This window comes from Rathayibacter sp. YIM 133350 (assembly GCF_037404875.1).
Lineage (GTDB): Bacteria > Actinomycetota > Actinomycetes > Actinomycetales > Microbacteriaceae > Orlajensenia.
The window spans coordinates 1-12,916 of sequence record NZ_JBBELO010000011.1 but is presented as its reverse complement, the minus strand read 5'-3'; the positions used below and the strand labels follow the sequence as shown (position 1 = coordinate 12,916).

The window sequence follows — 12,916 nt, the reverse complement described above, 5'->3', positions numbered from 1 at the left end:
TGCCGTGGCCGTGCACGATCGCGACGTCATCTCTCCCCGGCGGCAGCGCTGGGAGCGTGCGAGCGCCATTCCGATGTTCATTGTGACGGTCGCGTTCATCGCGGTGTACTCCTTCCTCGTGCTCGCCGAGCAGTTTCCCGGCCCGTCGAGGCCCGTGGCCGCGGTCGTGCTCGCGGTGAGCTGGCTCGCCTTCCTCGTCGACTTCGTCGTGAGGCTCGTGCTCAGCCCCGGGCACCGGTGGCTGTTCGTGCGCTACAACCTGCTTGACCTCTTCGCCGTGATCATCCCGCTGTTCCGGGCGTTCCGCCTGTTGCGATCACTGCGTGAGATCGAGTACTTCCGCCGGGGCGGGCCGTCCGCTGCCCGCACCCAGGTCGTCGCGTATGCCGCCCTGTTCGCGGTGCTCTACGTCTACATGCTCTCGTTGACAGAACTGGCCGTCGAGCGGAACGCCCCCGGAGCAACCATCACCACGTTCGGAGACGCGCTCTGGTGGGCGTGCGTGACCATGGCGACGGTCGGCTACGGCGACACCTATCCGGTGACGACGGCGGGCCGGGTCATCGCCGTTCTGCTGATGGCCGGTGGCGTCGTGATCGTCGGAGCGGCATCCGCCACGGTGATCAGCTTCATGAATGAGCGCGTCGCGAACACCTCCCGAGTCCGGCATCCCGACCACGACAAGCACGAGGGGCCTGAGCACCCCGACCAGGACCACAACGACCGGTAGGAGTTCGACCGGAGCGCGATCGACGCACGCCGCACTCTCCGTGTGGCGCCGGCCCTGCTGGCGCAACTGGGTGAAACGGATGCCGTTACGCTCGAGTCATGAGCGTTCACTTGGTCGGCGGCGGATGGGAATCCAGCACCGAGGTCTACGGTTCCTTCGTCATCGAGGCCACCGCCCGCGCGGCCGCTGCCGGACGTGAACTGGCGCGCATCGCCGTGGTCGCGGTGCGCCCGGGCGACGAAGCTGAGCACGCCGGCAAGCTCATCGAGGCCCTCGGCGTGGCCGGCGAGTTCGACGCGCACGTCAGCGCCATCCGCGAGGGCGGCGACCTGCCGCTCACGGCGTTCTCGGACGTGGACGGCATCGTGATCGGCGGCGGCCTCACCCCCGCCTACCGGGTCGCCGTCGAGCCGCACGCCGCCGAGATCCGCCGCCAGGTGGCGGACGGCGTTCCCTACCTCGGCTTCTCGGCCGGGTCCGTCATCGCCGCGGAGCGCGCGCTCGTCGGCGGCTGGCGCATCGGTGGTGTCGCCGTGTGCCCGGAAGACGCATCCGAAGACCTCGACGAACTCACCATCGAGCAGGGCATCGGGCTGATCGACGTCTCCATCGACGTTCACGCGGCGCAGTGGGGCACCGTCTCGCGGCTCGTCGCCGCGGCCGAGGCCGGCCTCGTCGAGGGCGGCATCGCGATCGATGAGGACACCGTGCTGGTGATCGGCGAGGGCGGACTCGTCGTCTCGGGAGCCGGTAGCGCGTGGAGCGTCGTTCCCGGTGAGGCCGGTGTGCTCGTCTCGACGATGGGTGCCTGAGGCCGTGGCGCTGAGCCTGCCCGAACTCGCCGAGGCCGGCCAGCTGGATGCCGACTGGGCACGGGCCCTCGCTCCCGTCGCCGGTGACATCGCAGCGATGGGCGAGTTCCTGCGGGCCGAGACGGCGGCGGGCCGTGGCTACCTGCCCCGAGGAGAGGACGTGCTGCGCGCCTTCCGCTCTCCGATGGCCGACGTGCGCGTACTCATCGTCGGGCAGGACCCGTATCCGACGCCGGGTCACCCGATCGGGCTCTCGTTCGCGGTCGACCCCGACGTACGGCCGCTGCCGCGCAGCCTCGGCAACATCTACCGGGAGCTGCGCGACGACCTCGGCATCACCCCGCCGCCGCATGGCGACCTCACGCCTTGGGCCGAGCACGGGGTCATGCTGCTCAACCGCGTGCTCACGGTTTCTCCCGGCGCTCCGGGCTCGCACCGCGGCAAGGGGTGGGAGCGCGTCACCGAGCACGCCATCCGCGCGCTCGTGGCCCGCCAGACCCCGCTCGTGGCCATTCTCTGGGGCCGGGATGCCGCGGGCCTGAAGCCGCTGCTCGGCCAGACCCCGATCATCGAGTCCGCGCATCCGAGCCCGCTCTCGGCGAGCCGCGGATTCTTCGGATCGCGACCGTTCAGTCGCGCGAACGCCCTGCTGGAGCAGCTGGGTGCCTCGCCGGTGGATTGGTCGTTGTCACACGACGGAAACGCGGCGGGGCTAGCCTTGTAGCCGTGCTGGAAGAGGAATACGAGGCGCGACGCAAGCTGCCGCCGCACCTGCGCAAGGCGGCCGTGGAAGAGCCGCCCTTCGAGTACGAGATCCGCGACGCGACCGCCGTGGACCTGCCCCACATCCGCGAGATCTACAACTACTACGTCGCCAACAGCATGGTGACCTTCGACGAAGACGCGATGACGCTGCGCGAATGGCGCTCGAAGTTCGCCTACCTGCACAAGCTCGGCATGCCGTTCATCGTGGCCGTCTCGCCCCGCGGCATCATCCTGGGCTACGCGCTCGTGACGCCGTGGAAGCAGAAGCGGGCGTACCGCTTCACCGTCGAGAACTCCATCTACCTCGGGCCGGCTGCCACCGGGAAGGGGCTCGGCCGGGTCCTGCTCGGCGAGCTCATCTCCCGGTCGAAGGCCGCCGGACTCAAGGAGATCATCGCGGTGATCGCCGACCAGGGGGCGGAGGCATCCCTGCACCTGCACGAGCAGTTCGGGTTCAAGGAGATCGGCCGGATGGGTCGGGTCGGCTTCAAGTTCGATCGATGGCTCGGCACGGTGCTGCTGCAGAAGAGCCTGAAGTAGGGCCAGGATGCTGCAGATTCTTCGTGCAGACGGCTTCAGAACGCAGGGTGAACGATGCTGGGCGTCTCACGCATCCATTGCGGCCCGCGACGTCGATCCCTTGCGGCGCGCCGATCGGGAACGCTAAGTTCGCCCGGTGCAGGCCATCCACGAGTACACCGCCCTCGAGCAATGGCGCTTGCTGCAGTCCGGCGACATCACGCCGACGCAGATCGCCCGCCACTACCTCGAGCGCATCGCGCGCATCGACCCGTCGATCGGCGCGTTCGTCACGGTGACCGAGGAGGAGGGGCTGCGCCGGGCGATCGCGCTCGAGGCCGGCGCCACCCGCGCGGCCCCGCTCTGGGGGCTGCCGATCGCCGACAAGGACCTCTGGCGACGCGCCGGTGTTCCGACGGGGTTCGGCTCGCGCCTGTTCGACGGGTACGTGCCCGACGAATCGGACGAGATCGTGCGAACCATCGACCGCGCGGGGGCGGTCAGCCTGGGCAAGACGGCCGCACCCGAATTCGGGCTGCCCGCCTACACCGAGTCCCGCGCTCACGGCGCGACGCGAAACCCCTGGGACCTCACCCGTGGCCCCGGCGGGTCGAGCGGGGGAGCGGCCGCCGCCGTGGCCGCGGGGCTGCTGCCCTTCGCACCCGGCTCCGATGGCGGCGGCTCGGTGCGCATCCCCGCTGCAGCCTGCGGGCTCGTGGGTCTGAAGCCCTCGCGCGGCCGCGTACCCGCCGGCAGCGGCCTCGATTCCCTCGGTGGCCTCGTCGTCGACGGACCGATCGCGCGCACGGTCGCGGATGCCGCCCTGCTGCTCGACGCACTCGTGCAGCCGGCTGGCGCGCCGGCCGAGCACCACTACGCCGTGCGGGCGCCGGGGGAGGACGGCCCGTTCCTCGCCTCGGCCATCCGCGGCGAGGGCCGCTTCCAGCTCGGCGTCATGACGACCTCGCCGTGGGATGAGGCGCACGACGTGCTGCTCGAGCCGGAAGCCCTCGCCGCGCTCGACGCCGCCGTCGCGGGATTCACGGCGCTCGGCCACGGCATGGAGAGCGTCAGGCTCACCCACGTCGAGATGTACGCTCCCGCGTTCCGAGTGCTCTGGCAGGCCGGCGCGGCCGCGATTCCGGCCGAGACCGATGCCGAACTCGACCTGCTCGAGCCGCTGACCCGATGGCTCGTGGCCCGCGGGCGCGGGCTCACGGCGCGAGAACTGAGCGAAGCGCTCACGACGTTGACGGCTTTCGAGCGCTCGCTCATCGACCAGCTCTCGCCCTTCGACGCCGTGCTGACGCCGGCGCTCGCCATGACCCCACGACCGATCGGCTGGTACGACGCCGAAGACGGCGACCGCAACTTCGCCCAGCAGGTGCAGTACACCCCGTTCACCTCGATGATCAACGTTGCCGGACTGCCCGCCATCGTTCTGCCGGTGCACGAGACCGCATCGGGCCTGCCCATGGGTGTCCAGCTCATCGGGCGACCGGGCGGCGAGGCGACACTGCTGGCCCTCGGCGCCCAGCTGGAGCGCCGCATCCGCTGGCAGCACCGGCATCCGGCCACCTGGTCGCTCTGAAACGGCCAGCACCCTCCCAGCCGTCGCGGTTCCCGCGCGGGAGTCGGCTGTGTAAGACTTAGGTAATGCTTACCTCACACGCCGCGACGACGGCCATCCGGCCGCCCGCGGCGCCGGAGGTGCTGCATGAGCGTCCCGCCTACCGGCCGTTCGAGGCGAGCGTCGCGCGAGTGAGCGCACTGAGCCCGAACTTCGTGAGAATCACCTTCCGCGGCGAGCAGCTCGCGGGGTTCGGCACGGCGGGGCTCGACCAGAGGGTCAAGGTCGTGCTGCCCCTGGAGAGCGGCTTCACGCACTTCCCCCGCACGGGCGAGTGGTACAGCCAGTGGCGTGCCCTTCCCGAGCGGCAGCGCAACCCGTTCCGCACCTACACGGTGCGCGCGGTGCGCCCCGCGCAGTGCGAGGTCGACATCGACTTCGTGGCTCACGGGACTGCGGGTCCGGCATCCGCCTGGGCGCTGAACGCACGACCGGGCGACCCGATCGTGCTCGTCGGCCCCGATGAGACCAGCATCGGCCGCACGATCGGCATCGACTGGCGACCCGGCATGGTCTCGACCGTGCTGCTCGCCGGCGACGAGACCGCCGCGCCGGCCATCGGCGCCATCCTGGCCTCCCTGCCCGCCGACGCCCGTGGCTGCGCGCTCATCGAGGTGCCGACACCCGCCGACGAACTCGAGCTCGTCACTCCCGAAGCCGTCGAGGTGCGCTGGCTGCCGCGCGGCCGCGGCATCCCCCATGGCGGTGCCCTCATCCCCGCCGTGCGGGACTGGACGGCCCGGCGCCTTCGGGCCGGCATCGACCAGCCTCCGCTCGAGGAGATCGACGTGGACCGCGAGTTGCTCTGGGACGTTCCCGAGGGGCTCAGCCTCGACGGCGAGTTCTACGCCTGGCTTGCCGGCGAAGCATCCGTGATCAAGACGCTGCGCCGCTTCCTCGTCGCCGAGGCCGGGCTCGACCGGCGCTCCGTGGCGTTCATGGGCTATTGGCGGCAGGGCCGCTCCGAACTGGACTGAGGTGTCCGCTTCACCCGTGGCGCCGGCACGGCCCGCGCTCGAATCAGCGCGCCGACGTCGAGCGGTGCGCTGGTGGGTGCTCGCGGGCAGTGTCGTACTGCTCGCCGCCATGGTGCTCGCAAGCCTCGCCGTTGGCAGCCGCGCTCTCGCCCCCGTCACCGTGATCGATGCGCTCCTGCATCCCGTTGCCGGCGACGTCGATCACCTCGTCGTGCGCGAGCTCAGGGTTCCCCGCACCCTCATCGGCCTCATGGCTGGCGCGGCCCTCGCTCTCGTTGGCGGCATCATCCAGGCGGTCACGCGCAATCCGATCGCGGATGCCGGACTGCTCGGCATCAACGCCGGCGCCTCCCTCGCCGTGGTCGTGGCGATCGCGTGGCTCGGGATCACTCGGCCCGACGGCTATGTCTGGTTCGCCTTCGCCGGCGCAGCGCTCGCGGCGGCGATCGTCTTTCTCATCGGCTCACGGGGGCGCGACGGCGCGACGCCGGTCAAACTCGCCCTCACCGGTGCGGCCGTGCTCGCGGCGACGACGCCGCTCATCACACTCGTGCTCATCGGCCGGCTCGACACCCTGAACCAGTACCGCTCCTGGTCGGTCGGCTCCCTCGCCGGTCGCGACATCGCCGGGCCGGCGGCGCTGTGGCCGTTCCTGCTCGTGGGAATCGTGCTGGCGGGGGTGCTCGCGCGTCGGCTCAACGTGCTCGCCCTCGGCGACGACGTCGCCCGGGGCCTGGGGGAGCGTCCGGCCCTCACGCACGTGCTCGCCGCGGCGGCCGTCATCATACTGGCCGGATGCGCGACCGCACTGGCGGGGCCGATCGCCCTCGTCGGCTTGGTCGTGCCCCATGTCGCACGCAGGCTCGTCGGTGCCGACTATCGCTGGATCCTCGCCCTGTGCCTCACGTTGGGTCCCGTGCTGCTGTTGCTGGCCGACATCCTCGGACGGCTGCTCGTGGCGCCGGCCGAACTGGAAGCGGGCATCGTGGTCGCCTTCATCGGAGCGCCGGTGCTCATCGCCATCGTGCGTCGTGCCCGTCTGGCGGGGGTCTGAGATGAGCGCGATCGCCATCGTCGCCGCCGGCCGCCTGCAGCGCCGCCGCCGGGGAGCGCTCGTCATCGCCTGCCTCGCCGCGATCGTCGTGGTGGCCGTCGTCGTGGCCCTCACCCTCGGAGCGACGGGTCTCGGACCCGGGGATGTGATCGCGAGCCTGCTCGGCCGTGGCAGCCGCATCTCCGACTTCATCGTGCTGCGACTGCGGTTGCCGCGCGCGCTGGCCGGAGTGCTCGCCGGCGTCGCCTTCGGCCTGTCTGGCGCGCTGTTCCAGAGCACCCTGCGCAATCCCCTCGCGAGCCCCGACATCCTCGGTGTCACGGGCGGCGCGAGCATCGGCGCCGTCTTCGTGATGCTCGTGCTCGGCCAGACCGGGCCGGCCGTCGGCGTCGCTGCATTCGCCGGCGCCCTCGTGATCGCCGCACTGATGTGGGCGCTCGCCTGGCGGGGCGGCCTGGTCGGTTACCGCTTCGTGCTCATCGGGGTCGCACTCGCCGCTCTCGTGCAGGCCGCTCTGGGCTGGATGCTGACCCGAGCCGACGTGCGCGACGCCCGCCAGGCGTTGGTCTGGCTGGTCGGCGGCATCGGCGACGTCGCCTGGCCCGAGATCGTCTCGGCGCTCGTCGCTCTCGCCGTGCTGTGCGTTCTGGCCGGATTCGTCGGCCGGCGGATGCCGCTGCTGCAACTGGACGATGACACCGCGCGCTCGCTCGGGGTCGATGCCGCGCGAGCGCGGGCAGCGAGCATCGTTCTCGCCGTCGCGCTCGTCGCCGTCGGCACGGCCCTCGCGGGCCCGGTTGCCTTCGTCGCCCTCGTCTCGGCGCCGATCGCCCGCTCGCTCGTCGGACGAGGGTCCGCGGCGCTCGGGGCATCCGCTCTCGTGGGCGCCGCGATCGTCGTGATCGCCGATCTCGCCGCGCAGTACGCCTTGCTCGGCGGCACGCGGGTGCCGGTCGGAATCGTGACGGGGCTCATCGGCGCGCCCTACCTGCTGTGGCTGATCGCCACGGCCAACCGCACGGGATCGGACGGATGAGCATGGCCGCTGGATCGACGGATGCCGCGTCGTCGACGGGACTGCGAGCGCAGGGCCTCTCGCTGGGGTACGAGGGCCGCACCGTCGTGCACGATCTCGACCTGGTCGTCCCGCAAGGACGCATCACGGTGATCGTGGGGGCGAACGCGTGCGGCAAGTCCACGCTGCTGCGCGGGCTCGCCCGGCTGCTCAAGCCGATCTCGGGCGTGGTCACCCTCGACGGCCGGGACGTGCGCGAGTACCCGCCGCGGGAGCTCGCGCGGTCGCTCTCGGTGCTGCCGCAGCAGCCCGTCGCGCCCGACGGCGTGACGGTGGCCGATCTCGTCAGCCGGGGCCGGCATCCGCACCAGGGCTGGTTCCGTTCGCGGTCCAGTGACGATGACCGCATCGTCGCCGAGGCGCTCGAGGCCACGGCGACGCTCGACCTGGCCGATCGCCCCCTCGAGGCGCTCTCAGGAGGCCAACGTCAGCGCGTCTGGATCGCCATGGTGCTCGCGCAGCACGCCGAAACCGTGCTGCTGGATGAACCGACGACCTTCCTCGATGTGACGCACCAGGTCGAACTGCTCGACCTGCTCGTCGACATGAACCGGCAGCGGGGAACGACCATCGTGATGGTGCTGCACGACCTGAACCTCGCCGCCCGCTATGCCGACCACCTCGTCGTGATGGCTGCCGGTCGCATCCTGGCCGAGGGAGCGCCCTCGAACGTGCTCTCGCGGCAGACGGTGGAGGAGGCGTTCGCATTGCCCAACCTCGTCATCGCCGACCCGGTGACGGGCACGCCTCTCGTGGTGCCGATCGGGCGGCACGACGCCGTCCGGTGATCGCCGCCGCCGCGCGTCATTTAGGATAGGCTCGCCTTACTTTCGATCACACGACTGATCGCGCCCCTCTCACTCCCTAGGAGCTGTCCATGCCTGTTCGACACCGATTCCGACTCGCAGCTGCGGTGGTCGCGGCCGCGGCCGCGCTCGCCCTGACGGGCTGCGCGAGCGGCGGGGGCGCGACATCCTCGACCCCGGCGGCCGGCGGCGACGCCTTCCCGGTGAGCTTCGACAGCAACTTCGGCACCACCAAGATCGACGCCCAGCCCAAGCGGGTCGCGACGTGGGGATGGGGCAGCACCGAGGCGGCCCTGGCCGTCGGTGTCGTGCCGGTCGCCATCGCCCAGCAGACCTACGGAGCGAACTCCGACGGCGTGTTGCCCTGGGTGGCCAAGAAGCTCGACGAGCTCGGAGCCAAGACGCCGGCGATCCTCACGGATGACGGCGAGACGGTGCCCTACGAAGAGGTCATCAAGGCTCGACCCGATGTCATCCTCGCGCCGTACTCCGGCCTCACGAAGGAGCAGTTCGATACTCTCAGCGACATCGCGCCGGTGGTCGCCTTCACGGGAGAGGCCTGGACCACGCCGTGGCGTGACGTGATCACGACGGTGGGCAAGGCCCTCGGAAAGGCCGACAAGGCCAAGGACGTTCTGGCCTCGCTCGATGACACGCTCTCCCAGCAGGCCGACGCGCATCCGGAACTCGCCGGCAAGAGCGTGGCGGCGGTCTGGGACGTGAGCGGGACCTTCTATGTCTACAAGGAGGCCGACCCGCGCGTGGAGTTCCTCACCAACCTCGGCCTGAAGGTGGCTCCGGCGGTGAAGAAGCTCGACAACGGCGACCAGCCCTTCTACTACACGCTGAGCTACGAGCAGCTCGACAAGCTCGACAGCGACATCGTCGTCAGCTATTCCGACAACCAGGAGGCTGCGGATGCGTTCCTCGCCTCGCCGACCATGCAGGCCCTGCCCGCCGTGGCGCGCGGCGCTGTCGCACAGGTCGTCGGCACGGAGTTCGTGGCCGCCGTCTCGCCGCCGACCGCCCTCTCGCTCACGTGGGGACTCGACGACCTCGTCTCGGCGCTCTCGGCCGCGGCCCAGAAGGCCTGAGCGCGTCGGGAAGGGCGAGCTGCGTCGCGCTCAGCGGCGCACGTAGCCGCCCTTCTCGAGGCCGGCCTCGATCTCGAAGCGGTTCTTCAGCGGGTCGGCTCCCGCGAACAGGTAGAGAAGCGGCATCAGGAATCCGTAGCGCTGCCACTGACGCTTGTGCACGGCCTCGTGCTCGAGCACCTCGTCGCTGACGTTGTCGCGGGTGAGGTAGCAGCCGCCGACGCAGACCCCGCCGCGCCGGAACGCCCAGCGCGGCAGCCCGCGGAACACCCACAGTCCCTCGCGGCGCTGAACGCGCCCGGTGCTCCACAGGAAGCCCCAGACCATGCCAACGCCGGTTCCCCAGAGGTAACCCAGCCGGCTGAAGGGTGAATCGAGCAGGAGGCGTCGCATCCGTTCAGCGTACGACCTCGCGGGGTACGGATGCGGGAAACGGCAGGGGCGCCCGGAGGCGCTCAGTCCTGCGCGGTGGGACGGCCCCACGCCTCGAGCAGCCGGAGCCAGACCTCGCTCATGGTCGGGAAGGCGGGCACGGCGTGCCACAGCCGCTCGAGCGGCACCTCGCCCACGATCGCGATGGTCGCCGCGTGCAGCATCTCGGCGACATCCTGCCCAACGAGGGTGAAGCCCACGAGCACCTCCCGCTGCACGTCGACGACGGCGCGGGCCTTGCCGCTGTAGCCGTCGGCGCGCAGGCCGGCGCCCGAGACGCTGCCGAGTTCGTAGTCCAGCACGCGCACGTCCAGGCCCTGCTTCTTCGCCGCAGCCGCGGTGAGGCCGACGGCCGCCACCTCGGGATCGGTGAACGTGACGCGCGGCGTGGCACGGTGGTCCGCGGTCGCGGCGTGCACGCCCCACGGCTTACCGTCCTGGGCGAGGCCCTTGGCGCGCGCCACGATCACGTCGCCGGCCGCGCGTGCCTGGTACTTGCCCTGGTGGGTGAGCAGCACCCGGTGGTTGACGTCGCCCGTGGCGTAGAGCCAGCCGCCCTCGAGCTCGGCGGCATCCGTTCCCGTCACCCGCAGCGTCTCGTCGACGGTGATCCAGTCGCCGGGCTTCAGGCCGACGCGCTCGAGCCCGAGGTCCTGCGTGCGCGGGATGCGGCCGGTCGCGACGAGCAGCTCGTCGCCGACGAGGGTACGCCCGTCATCGAGGGTGACCGTCACCTCGCCCGCGTCGCTGCGCTCTGCGCGGGTGATGCTGCGGCCGATGAGCACCTCGGCTCCGGCCTCGCGAAGTGCGTCGCCGACGAGATCGCCCACGAAGGGCTCCTCGCCGCCGAGCAGGGCGCTGCGGGCGATCACGGTGACCTCGGTGCCGAACGAGAGGTAGGCGGTGGCCATCTCGGAGGCGACGGTTCCGCCGCCGAGGATGAGCAGGCGGCCGGGAATGTGCTTCGCTCCGGTGGCCTCGCGGCTCGTCCACGGGTTCACGGACTCGAGGCCGTCGATGTCGGGAAGCAGGGCCGCCGATCCGGTGCTCACGACCACGGCGTGACGCGCCTCGAGTTCGACGGTGCTGCCGTCGGAAGCCTGCACGTCGACGCGGCGCACACCGGCGATGCGGCCGTGCCCGCGCACGAGGTCCACGCCCACGCTGTCGAGCCATTTCAGCTGGCCGCTGTCGTCCCAATCGGCCACCCACCAGTCGCGGCGCTTGAGCACGGCCTCCGCGTCGACCGTGCCGGTCACCGCATCCGCCGCTCCGCGCACGCGCTTGGCGGATGCCACGGCGACGCCCGGACGGATCATCGCCTTCGACGGGATGCACGCCCAGTAGGAGCACTCGCCGCCCACGAGCTCGGCCTCGACGATGACGACGGAGAGCCCGCCGGCTCGTGCGCGATCGGCGACATTCTCGCCAACGGGTCCGGCACCGATCACGATCACGTCGTACGTCTGCATGCTTGCAGCCTAGGGGCGCGCGCCGCCTCGGCGCGCGCCTCCGCCGCGCGCCCCGCCATCCGGAAACGCAGGACCAGCGACCCGGCGAGGCTGTGGGCCGCCTGCCGTGCTGCTGGTCCTGCGTTTGGCCGGCCCCGCCGCCGGGCGCGCAGGGTGGTGGCGGGTGGTGCGGTGCAGCTGCAGGATGACCGGCTCGGCGAGGCTGTGGGGCGTTTGCTGTGCCGCTGGTCCTGCGTTTGGGCGCTGGCCAGCGGCGGGTGACCGGGTGGTGCAGCTGCAGGATGAGCGGCACGGCGAGGCTGTGGGCCGCCTGCCGTGCCGCTGGTCCTGCGTTTCGTCGCCGGCCGGGCGGGCGGGCTGACGGGCGGGTGGCGGCGGGGTGGTGCAGTTGCAGGATGAGCGGCCCGGGGAGGCTGTGGGGCGTTTGCTGTGCCGCTGGTCCTGCGTTTGGGCGGGCGGCCCAGTTATTCACAGAGGAGCAGACGGCCCGGTCTCTCCACAGGCGGAAGGCGACGCGCTTCCCTCGACGATTCCCCGCCCACGCTGTGACGATGGACGATCTGATTTCCGCCATCGACGCACTCGGCGGGGTCGCCGGGTATCGGCTGCTCGACGACCTCGGGTTCGACCGTCGGCGCATCGCTCGCGAGGTGGCGAACGGCGGCCTCGACCGCATCCGTTCCGGTTGGTTCGCCACTGCGTCGGCACCGCTCGACCTGGTGCGGGCGGTGCGGGTGGGCGGAACGCTCACCGGCGCGTCCGTCGCCCGCATCTGTCAGCTCTGGACACTCGCCGACGAGAGGCTGCATGTGCGCGTGCCGTCCACGGCGAGCAGGCTCGCCTCACCCGATGATCGCGGCCGCCCTCTGGATGCCATCGAGCACGTTGTGTGCGTGCACTACAGCAGTCGGCCCGCGGCCTTGACGGCGATGGACGGTATTCCCGACGCCCTCGTCGAGATGTTCCGGTGCGGCGACGTGCGCTCCGCTGCCGTCGCCCTCGACTCGGCACTGAACAAGCGCCTGATCGGTCCCGCAGATCTGCGCTGGATGCGCACGCACATCCCGGTGCGCAAGCAGCGGGTCTTCGATCGGGCGGATGCGGGCGCACAGTCTGGTCTCGAGACGCTCGTGCGCTTGCTGCTGGCCGCCCACAACGTGCGGTTCCGGTCGCAGGTCTGGCTGGAACCGGCTGGCCGCGTCGACCTCCTCGTGGGCGATCGCCTGGTTCTCGAGCTCGACGGCGCGGAATTCCATACCGGCGCCGCTTTCGAGGAGGACCGCCGTCGCGACCTCGCGCTCACCATGCAGGGGTACCTCGTCGTCAGGCTGAGCTACCGCATGATCACCTATCGCTGGAACGAGGTCGCCGCCAGCATCCTCGAGCTCATCCGGCGGGACGAGCACCTGTGGCGGGGTAGCGGTCGGCGCTCGTGGACGTATGCAGGATGAGCGGCACGGCGGGGCGGTGGGGCGGCGGCTGTGCCGCTTGTCCTGCGTTTTCGCCTCGTGGACGTATGCAGGATGAGCGGCACGGCGGGGCGGTGGGGC

Annotated in this window: 13 protein-coding genes; 11 read left to right on the top strand and 2 right to left on the bottom strand. The window is 71.2% G+C overall.

Annotated elements, in window-relative coordinates; translation table 11 throughout:
* The first annotated feature begins 4 nt into the window (after positions 1-4).
* From WDJ51_RS01795 to WDJ51_RS01750, 10 genes are all read left to right on the top strand, one after another.
* A complete protein-coding gene (locus WDJ51_RS01795) occupies positions 5-730 on the top strand; it encodes a potassium channel family protein (RefSeq protein WP_337850710.1) in 726 nt (241 codons plus the stop codon).
* A 98-nt stretch (positions 731-828) separates the two neighbouring features.
* Positions 829-1,542: a Type 1 glutamine amidotransferase-like domain-containing protein gene (locus tag WDJ51_RS01790; RefSeq protein WP_337850709.1), complete on the top strand. Its 714-nt coding sequence runs from the start codon at positions 829-831 to the stop codon at positions 1,540-1,542.
* A 4-nt stretch (positions 1,543-1,546) separates the two neighbouring features.
* Positions 1,547-2,266, top strand: coding sequence for a uracil-DNA glycosylase (locus WDJ51_RS01785; RefSeq protein ID WP_337850870.1), 720 nt, complete (start codon positions 1,547-1,549; stop codon positions 2,264-2,266).
* A gap of 2 nt (positions 2,267-2,268) precedes the next feature.
* Entirely contained in the window at positions 2,269-2,847 is a 579-nt protein-coding gene (locus WDJ51_RS01780) for a GNAT family N-acetyltransferase (protein WP_337850708.1), read from the top strand.
* A gap of 136 nt (positions 2,848-2,983) precedes the next feature.
* Positions 2,984-4,417: an amidase gene (locus tag WDJ51_RS01775; protein WP_337850707.1), complete on the top strand. Its 1,434-nt coding sequence runs from the start codon at positions 2,984-2,986 to the stop codon at positions 4,415-4,417.
* A 65-nt stretch (positions 4,418-4,482) separates the two neighbouring features.
* Entirely contained in the window at positions 4,483-5,433 is a 951-nt protein-coding gene (locus WDJ51_RS01770) for a siderophore-interacting protein (protein WP_337850706.1), read from the top strand.
* A gap of 16 nt (positions 5,434-5,449) precedes the next feature.
* Positions 5,450-6,487 carry a FecCD family ABC transporter permease gene (locus WDJ51_RS01765; RefSeq protein ID WP_337850705.1) on the top strand — a complete coding sequence of 346 codons (1,038 nt, stop codon included), beginning with the start codon at positions 5,450-5,452 and terminating at the stop codon, positions 6,485-6,487.
* A 1-nt stretch (position 6,488) separates the two neighbouring features.
* Entirely contained in the window at positions 6,489-7,523 is a 1,035-nt protein-coding gene (locus tag WDJ51_RS01760) for a FecCD family ABC transporter permease (protein ID WP_337850704.1), read from the top strand.
* Positions 7,520-8,350, top strand: a complete 831-nt coding sequence (locus WDJ51_RS01755; RefSeq protein WP_337850703.1) for an ABC transporter ATP-binding protein — start codon at positions 7,520-7,522, stop codon at positions 8,348-8,350. The genes WDJ51_RS01760 and WDJ51_RS01755 overlap by 4 nt, the downstream gene beginning before the upstream one ends.
* Positions 8,351-8,439: 89 nt before the next feature.
* A complete protein-coding gene (locus WDJ51_RS01750; RefSeq protein WP_337850702.1) occupies positions 8,440-9,462 on the top strand; it encodes an iron-siderophore ABC transporter substrate-binding protein in 1,023 nt (340 codons plus the stop codon).
* A gap of 30 nt (positions 9,463-9,492) precedes the next feature.
* On the opposite strand, the gene WDJ51_RS01745 is transcribed toward WDJ51_RS01750, so the two are convergent.
* On the bottom strand, positions 9,493-9,855 hold the full coding sequence (locus WDJ51_RS01745; protein WP_337850701.1) for a Fe-S oxidoreductase: 363 nt from the start codon (positions 9,853-9,855) through the stop codon (positions 9,493-9,495).
* 62 nt (positions 9,856-9,917) lie between these two features.
* Positions 9,918-11,366 (bottom strand): dihydrolipoyl dehydrogenase family protein, encoded by a 1,449-nt coding sequence (locus WDJ51_RS01740; RefSeq protein ID WP_337850700.1) that lies wholly within the window; start codon positions 11,364-11,366, stop codon positions 9,918-9,920.
* Between the two features lie 551 nt (positions 11,367-11,917).
* Between WDJ51_RS01740 and WDJ51_RS01735 the strand changes: the two genes are divergently transcribed.
* On the top strand, positions 11,918-12,817 hold the full coding sequence (locus tag WDJ51_RS01735; protein ID WP_337850699.1) for an endonuclease domain-containing protein: 900 nt from the start codon (positions 11,918-11,920) through the stop codon (positions 12,815-12,817).
* The last annotated feature ends 99 nt before the right edge of the window (positions 12,818-12,916 follow it).